The sequence below is a fragment of the Xenophilus azovorans DSM 13620 genome (assembly GCF_000745855.1).
Taxonomy (GTDB): domain Bacteria; phylum Pseudomonadota; class Gammaproteobacteria; order Burkholderiales; family Burkholderiaceae_C; genus Xenophilus; species Xenophilus azovorans.
The window spans coordinates 1-5,780 of the sequence record NZ_JQKD01000104.1; the positions used below are offsets into that span (position 1 = coordinate 1).

Sequence of the window (5,780 nt, forward strand, 5' to 3'; positions counted from 1 at the left end):
GCGGACATCGGCAACTGCATGAACGCCGGCGTGACCACATCACGCGGCTGCGCCACCTCGGTGGCGGCTTTGCCGGCAGCCTCGGACTCGCGCACCCAGCGGCGCAGCATGTTCGCATTCAGCCCGTTGGCCAGCGCCACCGCGGCCACCGACGTGTTCGGCTGGCGTGCCAACTCGATGATCCGTGCCCTGAACTCGTCAGAGTGCCGCCGCCAACTGCGCTTGGGCGGTGCCGCAACCGCTGTGTTCGTTTCCAAAGTGTCCATGTGTCCACGCAAAAGTCCGTGGACACAAGCATCCTTGGCCGGCTATCGAACTTCAATGTGGGTTGGCCGGACGCATACCGCCGTTCGGCTTTCTTCAGGAATGCGAGCATGCCGACGACGATCAACAGCGCCTCCACGCCTTCGCGCAGCAGGATGGTGATCGAGGCAATGAAGGTGGTCAGTGGCTCGGCTTTGTCCGCCCCCAATTCGGTATCGACTTGGGCAAAAAGGTAGTCCAGCTTTTGGGCCGTGGCGTCGGCTTGCTCCAGCTTGCCACTGGCAAGTGCGCCGCGGTAGGCCAGCATGGCGTTTTCCACTTCAGTGAGAAGCGCCTGGTTGCGCGCGCGCAATGCCGGTTCCAGTGGTTCAAAACCATCCAGGTAGGCGGACAAACCCAAGCGCGTCGCGTTGGCCTGGTCGCCTGCGCGCGCTGCGGCAAGGCTCTCCTGAAGCCGTGCGCGGGCCAACCCCAGCCCGCCCGTGCCGTTGGCGGTGACGGTCACTTCTGGATGGCTGCGGACGTAGGCGGTCAGGTCGCGCGCCGCGTCGGGTGGCATCCGTTCGGACAAGGCGGCCTCGGTCAATGTGGCAGCGGCCGCCAGGTCGGGAAAGACGGCTTTGGCGGTGGCGTCTCGGCCCCAGGATTCTTCACCGCGCGCCCGCATGGCGTCGTCGTGCGACAGCGTTCCGGCGAAAAATGCCAATGCCCACCGATCCTCGTCGGAGAGCGTGGCGAAACTGGGCATCGACGTGCCGGCGACGCCTTGAGAAATGACTTGGTAGAGCGCGAGCACGCTGCGCGAGCGTGCCCGGCCGCGATCGGTGAACGCGATCGGCGGCGGGGTCAGCTTTGCGCCGAGCGGGCCATCGCCCCGGCCAGTCGCCCCGTGGCATGCCGCGCAGTTGGCTTCAAACAGCACCTTGGCGCGCGTGAGATCCGGCGGCGTGGAGGGGGAAAGCGGGAACGGGTACGCCTTGACCAGTGCCGCCGCCAGTGAATGGGCACTGTCGGCCACTGTCTTCGCGTCGGCCTTGGCTGCGATGAGTTCGCTCAGTGCCGTGGCCTGGCGTTTCAGTTCGGGAAGTGCAGGCGTGCTCGGCAATGTGGCGATCTGCTGCCCCGCTGTCGCGGCGAACTCCTTCATTTCTTCGTATTCGCTGGCACTTTGAACCTTGCCATCCCGCACAGCGCCGCCGTAATCGACCGCTAGGTAGTCCAGCAATTGCCAGGTTTGCTTAGCCTTGTCTTGCGTAGCCAGAGGATCGGCATGCGCGACAGAGATGACCATGAACCAAGAGAACAGAACGGCTGAGAGTATGCGCAGGGCTTGCATGAGGGCCTTACCGGCAGAAAGTTCGCATCACAAATGCGAATGATTATAATTCATTGTTCTTGCGGGCCGCCAGCATCAGGGAGCTGGCGGGGCCTGTTGTTATGGCATGATCGGCTCGGCCCACTGGTCACTTGACGGGAGCAGTTGCTTCCTGCGCATCACATGCGCATCCCGACAGCCCTTGCAGAATTCCGCACGCTTCGACAGGTCTGGCACCGGAACATGCATCGCGCAAATCGGCCAGCTGGTGTTCCAGCTCGCGCAGCGCTTCAATCCGTGATTTCACCTCCCGGATGCGCTCATCGAGAAGAAGGTTGACTTCACCGCAATCCTGCGCAGGCCGATCCCGGTAGCTCAGCAAAGTTCGCACGTCGCTCAATGGCATGTCCAGCGAACGGCAGCGAAGTATGAATTGCAAGCGCTCCACATGCGCCTCTCCATACAAGCGGAAGTTCCCCTGGCTGCGGCGAGCCTGCGGCAGCAGCCCCTCTCGCTCGTAATAGCGGATCGTCACCACCGGACAGGCAGTGCGTTTGGCAAGTTCTCCGATCTGGAGGTTCATGGTGCGGATTGGGATAAAAGGAAAAGGACTTGACTCTATAGTAACTATAGAGTGTTAAATCATCAACCTCAGATCTACACAAGAGGAGTTGCCATGAGTGAATGTGGCTCCAAGGGATGTGGCTGCTCTACCGTTGTGGTGCCCAACCCGAAACCGAACATCGTCGAAGCAGCGTTGCCGCAGGTGCGCTACCGCATCGAGAACATGGATTGCCCGACCGAGGAAGCGTTGATTCGCGACAAACTCGGAAAGGTGCAGGGCGTGAGCAGCCTTGAATTCAATCTGGTGCAGAGAACACTGGGAGTCAGCCATCAGCTTGCCTCGTTGCGCCCTATCGAAGACGCGTTATCGGCCATCGGGATGCGAGCGGTTCGGATGGATGAGAAGGCAGCCCAGCAAAGTACCTGGTTATCCATCCAGCAGATGGACTGCCCCACCGAGGAGGCATTGATCCGCGGCAAGCTTGCCGGCGTGCCAGGCGTTGCGAATCTTGAATTCAACCTCGTCCAGCGCAGGCTGCACGTCGCACATACACCCGACGCACTTCCCAATGTGCTTGCAGCCCTGAAATCGCTCGGCTTCGACGCCGAGGTGCGCACTTCTTCGGCCCCTTCGGCAGCCGAGGCGCAAGCGCCTGCACGCACAAACTGGTGGCCGCTGGCAGTGTCAGGCGTCACCGCAACGCTGGCCGAGGTTGTGTACTGGCTCAACGGCGGCAACCACTGGGTCGTGGTCGCGCTGGCCGTGGTGGCCATCCTCACTGGCGGCCTCACGACTTACAAGAAGGGCTGGATTGCGCTCAGGAACCGCAACCTGAACATGAATGCGTTGATGTCCATTGCGGTCACTGGGGCCATGCTCATAGGCCATTGGCCCGAGGCGGCTATGGTGATGGTGCTGTTCGCACTAGCCGAGGTGATCGAGGCCAAGTCCTTGGATCGGGCTCGCAATGCCATCCGTGGCTTGATGGACCTCGCGCCGGATACCGCATTGGTTCAACAAGCGGACGGCAGTTGGGCTGCGGTGGACGCCAACGCCGTGCCCGTGGGCAGCCGTGTTCGCGTCAAACCTGGTGAGCGCATTGCCCTCGATGGGCTGATCGTCGAAGGCCGCTCCTCCGTCAATCAGGCGCCGATCACTGGTGAGAGCCTTCCGGTAGACAAGGCTGAGGGCGATTCCGTGTTTGCAGGCACGATCAATGGGGAGGGTTCGTTTGAATTCCGCGTCACCGCTGCCGCCAGCGCATCGACATTGGCCCGCATCATTCATGCCGTTGAAGCGGCTCAGGGAAGCCGCGCGCCGACGCAGCGTTTCGTCGATCAGTTTGCGCGGCTGTATACGCCTATCGTATTTGCGGTAGCCCTTGCCGTGGCGCTTGTGCCTCCGCTGGTATTCGGCGTGCCGTGGCTGGACTGGATCTACAAGGCGCTGGTTCTATTGGTCATCGCTTGTCCTTGTGCTCTGGTGATCTCCACGCCGGTGAGCATTGTGAGCGGTCTGGCTGCTGCCGCACGGCACGGCATCCTGATCAAGGGTGGCGTCTATCTGGAAGAGGGGCACAAGCTCAAATGGCTGGCCCTGGACAAAACGGGCACGATCACACACGGCAAGCCAGCGCAGACTGATTTCGCTGCATGGGGCAACGCCGATCCTGATGCGTCCAGATTGCTGGCCGCCAGCCTCGCAGCCCGTTCAGACCACCCAGTGTCCTTGGCAGTGGCCCGTGCAGCCGTCAACGATGGGTTGACACCGCGTGATGTAGCCGATTTCGCAGCGCTGCCTGGGCGCGGGGTTCGTGGCGACATCAACGGGCAGATCTATCACCTGGGTAACCACCGCCTGGTCGAGGAACTGGGCATGTGTTCGCCAGATCTGGAGTCCAGGGTGTCTGCGCTTGAAGCCGAGGGCAAAACCGTAGTGATGTTGACGGGACAGGAAGGAGTGCGGGCGCTCTTCGCAGTGGCTGACACGGTGAAGGACAGCAGCCGCCAGGCCATTGCCGAACTGCACCGACTGGGCATCAAAGCCATTATGTTGACCGGTGACAACCCGCACACTGCCGCTGCCATTGCCAGTCAGGTCGGCATTGACCGCAGTCGTGGCAATCTGCTGCCCGAAGACAAACTGCATGAAGTGGAGCGACTGTCGGCGGACGGGAAAACTGGCATGGTGGGCGATGGCATCAACGATGCCCCGGCGCTCGCGCGTGCGGACATCGGCTTTGCAATGGGGGCGGCGGGAACCGATACGGCCATCGAAACCGCCGACGTTGCGTTGATGGATGACGACCTGCGCAAGCTGCCGACATTCGTGCGACTGTCCAGTGCAACAGCTAGCGTTTTGAAGCAGAACATCGCCCTCGCGCTGGGCATCAAGGCGGTGTTCCTGATTCTGACTTTCACCGGGCAAGCCACGATGTGGATGGCGGTGTTTGCCGACATGGGGGCCAGTCTGCTGGTGGTCGGCAACGGGTTGAGGCTGTTGCGCCGATGAACTGGAAAGCCATTCTTTACGATTGGGGTGGCTTGAATAGCGCTCTGTTTCAGCTCGTCTACGAGGCCACGCCGCCGATTTTGATACCGCTGGCCTGGATCTTCAGCAACGTCCTGGGCAACTACTGGACTGCGCCCCTAGTGATGCTCGGACTGTGGGCATGGTCAAGATCAACGGCAGCAGCCGATCACGCCTTGGCAATTCGGCGGCAGCTTCTTCAATTCGTGATCGGCTTCGGCATCGCGATTGCAATAGCCTCCATCTTGAAATTTTGGCTCGATTTTCCGCGACCGGCAGCGGTATTTGGCCATTTGAATCACGTGCTTGGCACAGTGGAGGAGCACTATAGCCTGCCGAGCGGTCATTCCACTTACGCCGCACTTGTTGCCGGGGCGTTGTGGCCGCTGACAGGTGTACGCCACCGATTGGCGTTAGTTGCTTATGTCGTTCTGGTCGGCTGGTCGCGCATTGCTGCGGGCATGCACTTTCCCGCCGACGTGCTGGCCGGCTGGGGCATCGCCTCCGGCAGCCTTGCGCTTGCTGGTTCGCTGTTGACGATGCTGGCGAGTGCCTGGAGGCTGACGAGGCTGCGGGCAATCGGAATCTGGTACGGCTTGGCTGCCGCAGTGCTATTTGGCGATCAGGTCGCAAAGGCCGCCGTCTCGCTTTTTTTCGGCTATGGCGATCAAGTCGCTGTAACCCCTTTCTTCAATCTCGTCCACTTGAAGAACAACGGCGCCGCATTCAGCCTGCTGGCTGGTGCTGGTAGCTGGGCGCGTTTCGGTTTTGCCGCGCTTGCGCTGGGAGTCTCAATCTGGCTGATCCGCCTATTGCGTCAAGGAGTATCTAAGGAAGGTCTGAACAAGTCCACGGATCACGCCCTGATGCGTTGAACGTTGCAAAGGAGTTCGCTGCGATGAGCCAGATCAGCTTCTCGGACGCGGAGTACGCAGGCAAGCGCAAGAAGACGCGGCGCGAGGTCTTCCTCGAAGAGATGGAGCAGGTGGTGCCGTGGAAGGCGCTGCTGAAGGTCATCGAGCCGCACTACCCGGTGGCCGGCCGTGGCCGCAGGCCGTATCCGCTGGACGCGATGCTGCGCGTGCACCTGATGCAGAACTGGTTCGC

General features: G+C 61.4%; 6 protein-coding genes. 3 read left to right on the top strand and 3 right to left on the bottom strand.

Annotation, left to right across the window (positions count from 1 at the left end; genetic code table 11):
• The 3 genes from Q392_RS34260 to cadR form a co-directional block, all read right to left on the bottom strand.
• Window positions 1-173, bottom strand: a 173-nt coding sequence (locus tag Q392_RS34260; protein ID WP_169748340.1) for a transposase, incomplete at its 3' end; no start/stop codon positions are given.
• The gene (locus tag Q392_RS25990; RefSeq protein ID WP_245610827.1) at window positions 119-1,600 is read right to left on the bottom strand and encodes a c-type cytochrome; all 1,482 of its coding nucleotides are present in this window, start codon (window positions 1,598-1,600) and stop codon (window positions 119-121) included. The genes Q392_RS25990 and Q392_RS34260, both read right to left, overlap by 55 nt.
• Before the next feature lie 127 nt (window positions 1,601-1,727).
• Complete coding sequence (cadR, locus tag Q392_RS32385) at window positions 1,728-2,162, bottom strand: Cd(II)/Pb(II)-responsive transcriptional regulator (protein ID WP_011804660.1); 435 nt, start codon at window positions 2,160-2,162, stop codon at window positions 1,728-1,730.
• 93 nt (window positions 2,163-2,255) lie between these two features.
• Here cadR and Q392_RS25995 point away from each other — a divergent pair, with 93 nt between their 5' ends.
• The 3 genes from Q392_RS25995 to Q392_RS26005 all read left to right on the top strand — a co-directional run.
• On the top strand, window positions 2,256-4,655 hold the full coding sequence (locus Q392_RS25995; RefSeq protein WP_009518529.1) for a heavy metal translocating P-type ATPase: 2,400 nt from the start codon (window positions 2,256-2,258) through the stop codon (window positions 4,653-4,655).
• Window positions 4,652-5,548, top strand: coding sequence for a phosphatase PAP2 family protein (locus tag Q392_RS26000; protein WP_245610828.1), 897 nt, complete (start codon window positions 4,652-4,654; stop codon window positions 5,546-5,548). The genes Q392_RS25995 and Q392_RS26000 overlap by 4 nt, the downstream gene beginning before the upstream one ends.
• A 23-nt stretch (window positions 5,549-5,571) precedes the next feature.
• The coding region (locus Q392_RS26005) for an IS5/IS1182 family transposase (RefSeq protein WP_038215297.1) at window positions 5,572-5,780 on the top strand (209 nt) is incomplete at its 3' end.